This window comes from Pseudomonas sp. UV AK001 (genome assembly GCF_046097675.1).
Classification (GTDB): domain Bacteria; phylum Pseudomonadota; class Gammaproteobacteria; order Pseudomonadales; family Pseudomonadaceae; genus Aquipseudomonas; species Aquipseudomonas kribbensis.
In genome coordinates this window covers 1-2,825 of sequence record NZ_JBJUVZ010000022.1, presented here as the reverse complement: position 1 = coordinate 2,825, position 2,825 = coordinate 1, and the positions used below count along the sequence as shown (strand labels likewise).

Annotated in this window: 4 protein-coding genes and 3 tRNA genes; all 7 read left to right on the top strand. The window is 53.3% G+C overall.

The annotated features are described in order from the left end of the window. The first annotated feature begins 72 nt into the window (after positions 1-72). Positions 73-1,026, top strand: a complete 954-nt coding sequence (gene birA, locus ACKLNA_RS29085; protein ID WP_408987844.1) for a bifunctional biotin--[acetyl-CoA-carboxylase] ligase/biotin operon repressor BirA — start codon at positions 73-75, stop codon at positions 1,024-1,026. Continuing rightward, complete coding sequence (locus ACKLNA_RS29080) at positions 1,016-1,765, top strand: pantothenate kinase (RefSeq protein WP_408987843.1); 750 nt, start codon at positions 1,016-1,018, stop codon at positions 1,763-1,765. Before birA ends, ACKLNA_RS29080 begins: the two co-directional genes overlap by 11 nt. A gap of 7 nt (positions 1,766-1,772) precedes the next feature. Beyond that, positions 1,773-2,198, top strand: coding sequence for a hypothetical protein (locus ACKLNA_RS29075; RefSeq protein ID WP_408987842.1), 426 nt, complete (start codon positions 1,773-1,775; stop codon positions 2,196-2,198). A 143-nt stretch (positions 2,199-2,341) separates the two neighbouring features. Continuing rightward, positions 2,342-2,426 (top strand) — tRNA-Tyr (locus ACKLNA_RS29070). Positions 2,427-2,451: 25 nt separating this feature from the next. Further along, positions 2,452-2,525: transfer RNA gene (locus tag ACKLNA_RS29065), tRNA-Gly, on the top strand. 26 nt (positions 2,526-2,551) lie between these two features. Then, a tRNA-Thr gene (locus ACKLNA_RS29060) sits at positions 2,552-2,627 on the top strand. 84 nt (positions 2,628-2,711) lie between these two features. Continuing rightward, positions 2,712-2,825: GTP-binding protein (locus ACKLNA_RS29055; RefSeq protein ID WP_007916459.1), on the top strand; the 114-nt coding region annotated here is incomplete at its 3' end.

The following is a 2,825-nucleotide window of genomic DNA, read 5'->3' as shown; positions in this document are numbered from 1 at the left end:
GGGCTGTTTGAATTCTATGCAACAGCTCGGTGCATGGCTATTATTCGGGCCTCATTCCGAGGCGAGACCTGCATGCTGACGTTGTTGAACCTTCTGAAGGATGGGCGATTCCATTCCGGCCAGGCTCTGGGAGCCGCCCTGGGAATTAGTCGAAGTGCGGTGTGGAAGCAGCTTCAGCATCTCGAGGCTGAGCTTGGGCTGTCCATACATAAAGTTCGAGGGCGAGGCTACCAGTTGGCTTCGCCGCTGACGTTGCTCGACTCGCTCGAGATAGAGGAACGTCTTATAGGCTGGTCGGTGAGTGTCCTCAACTCAATCGACTCTACTAACGCCGAATCGCTGCGCGCCGTTGAGCGGGGGCAAATGGCCCCCTTTCTGATATTGGCCGAACGACAAATATCCGGACGTGGGCGCAGAGGTCGCAAATGGGTAAGCCCGTTTGCCGAGAACCTCTATTACAGTCTCGTGTTGCGTATTGACGGTGGGATGCGCCAGCTTGAAGGGCTAAGTCTTGTTGTCGGTCTTGCGGTCATGCAAACCTTGCGAGCGCTTGGGGTGGTGGGTGCCGGGTTGAAGTGGCCCAATGACGTTTTGGTGGGGCGAAAAAAAATCGCGGGAATCTTGCTGGAGCTGGTTGGGGATCCGGCAGATGTGTGTCATGTGGTGCTGGGTATTGGCATAAACGTGAACATGCAAACTTCCGACGAGGTTGATCAGCAGTGGACTTCGATAAGGCTCGAGTCGGGGAAACCTTGTGATCGCAATGGTCTGGTGGTCGAGCTGAGTAAACAGTTGCAGCTTTATTTGCAGCGCCACCAATCAGGCGGTTTCTCAGCGCTTCAGGCAGAGTGGGAGGCGAGCCATTTATGGCAAGGGCAGCCGGTTTCTCTCACTGCCGGTGTCACCCAGATAGATGGCGTGGTGCTGGGGGTCGATAATCAAGGTGCGCTGCGATTGAAGGTAGATGGTGTGGAAAGAGTCTTTAGTGGTGGTGAGCTCAGCTTGAGGTTGCGTGATGATTCTTGAGCTTGATTGCGGCAACAGCTTTATCAAGTGGCGGGTGCTGAAAGGCGAGGCCGGTACCCTGGTCGCGGAAGGGGTAGTTGACTCTGATGGGGCATTGGTCGGCAATCTTCGTTCGCTCGATAGTTTGTCTCTCGGCAAATGCCGCCTTGTCAGTGTAAGAACTGAAGACGAGACCAATTTGCTGATCGGTCTCCTCAAGCGTGAGTTCGATATATCCGTTGTCCGTGCGACACCTGCTCGCGAAATGTCTGGCGTCAAGAACGGCTATGAGGACTACGAGCGTTTGGGTCTTGATCGCTGGTTAGCGATGCTTGGTGGCTTTCATCTGGCTGGTGGGGCATGCCTGGTTCTTGATTTTGGGACGGCGGTGACTGCTGATTTCGTCTCGTCGGAAGGTGAGCACCTGGGAGGCTTCATTTGTCCTGGTATGCCATTGATGCGAAATCAATTGCGTACGCATACTCGAAAGATTCGCTATGGCGATCTGGCGGCGGAGCGAGCATTGACGAGTCACGTTCCGGGGCGCAATACGGTCGAGGCGGTGGAGCGTGGCTGTTCGTTGATGCTCAGGGGGTTCGTACTGACGCAGTTGGAGATGGCGCGTTCCTACTGGGGAGAAAGCTTCAGTGTTTTCATCACTGGGGGGGATGCTGAGCTGGTGTCGGATGTTGTGCCTGAGGCCAGGGTGGTTCCCGATTTGGTGTTCGTCGGCTTGGCTATGGCTTGTCCTTTGTCCTGAGGTTTGTATGCGTTGGTTGTTTCTCCTGCTTCTGGTACTCAATGTGTTTTATTACGTCTGGCATCAGCAGGAGGCGCCACTGCGTGCAAAGGATGTCACGCCTCTGCGTCTTTATAGTGGCTCGCAGCAGGATATCCGCTTGCTGAGTGAGGCTGGTGATGTTTCGCGGGGTGCGAAGACTGATGGGCAGTGTCTATATATAGGTGGGTTGAGTCGTCCTGAAGTGGCACAAGCTCTAGGGCAGAGTCTGGCTGAGTTGGGAGTGAAGGCTCAGGCTGTGCCTAAAGACCTTTCCAGCAATGCATATTGGTTCCGAATTACACCCGAAACCCAGCGTTTGCTGGGGGATGCTCAGATACAAAACCTTTCCAAGGAATTCAATGAGTTAAAACATAAAATAATGCTGTGTGAGGGGGTTGCACCTGCGGAATAGTTTGCATAGAATGGCGCCCGCTCCACAGCGAAGACCTGAAAGGGTTTAAGCGGTGAGGTGATGTCAACGCAGCTAACCTCAGGTTTTTAAATGAGAAAATGCTTGACAAGGGTTTGGCGTAGTATAGAATGCCGGCCTGATTAGGAGGGGTTCCCGAGCGGCCAAAGGGATCAGACTGTAAATCTGACGTCTACGACTTCGAAGGTTCGAATCCTTCTCCCTCCACCAGATTTTAGCGTGAGCTGCAGGCTCCGCGGGTATAGTTTAGTGGTAGAACCTCAGCCTTCCAAGCTGATGATGCGGGTTCGATTCCCGCTACCCGCTCCAAGTTTGCAGGTTGTGCAAAGTGTTACGCTCTTGTAGCTCAGTTGGTAGAGCACACCCTTGGTAAGGGTGAGGTCAGCGGTTCAAATCCGCTCAAGAGCTCCATATAACAAGGCAGATATGAAAATATCTGCCTTTGTTTTAATGGCTAGGGTTGTTTGCTTATTTCTTCTGTTAGGGGTGATATCGATGGCTAAGGAAAAATTTGATCGTTCCCTACCGCACGTCAACGTCGGAACTATCGGTCACGTTGATCACGGTAAAACCACTCTGACCGCTGCTCTGACTCGCGTCTGCTCCGAA

Excerpts from the sequence above, each read along its gene's own strand:
- birA (WP_408987844.1), top strand. The coding sequence starts at position 73 with ATGCTGACGTTGTTGAACCTTCTGAAGGATGGGCGATTCCATTCCGGC.
- ACKLNA_RS29080 (WP_408987843.1), top strand. The coding sequence starts at position 1,016 with ATGATTCTTGAGCTTGATTGCGGCAACAGCTTTATCAAGTGGCGGGTG.
- ACKLNA_RS29075 (WP_408987842.1), top strand. The coding sequence starts at position 1,773 with ATGCGTTGGTTGTTTCTCCTGCTTCTGGTACTCAATGTGTTTTATTAC.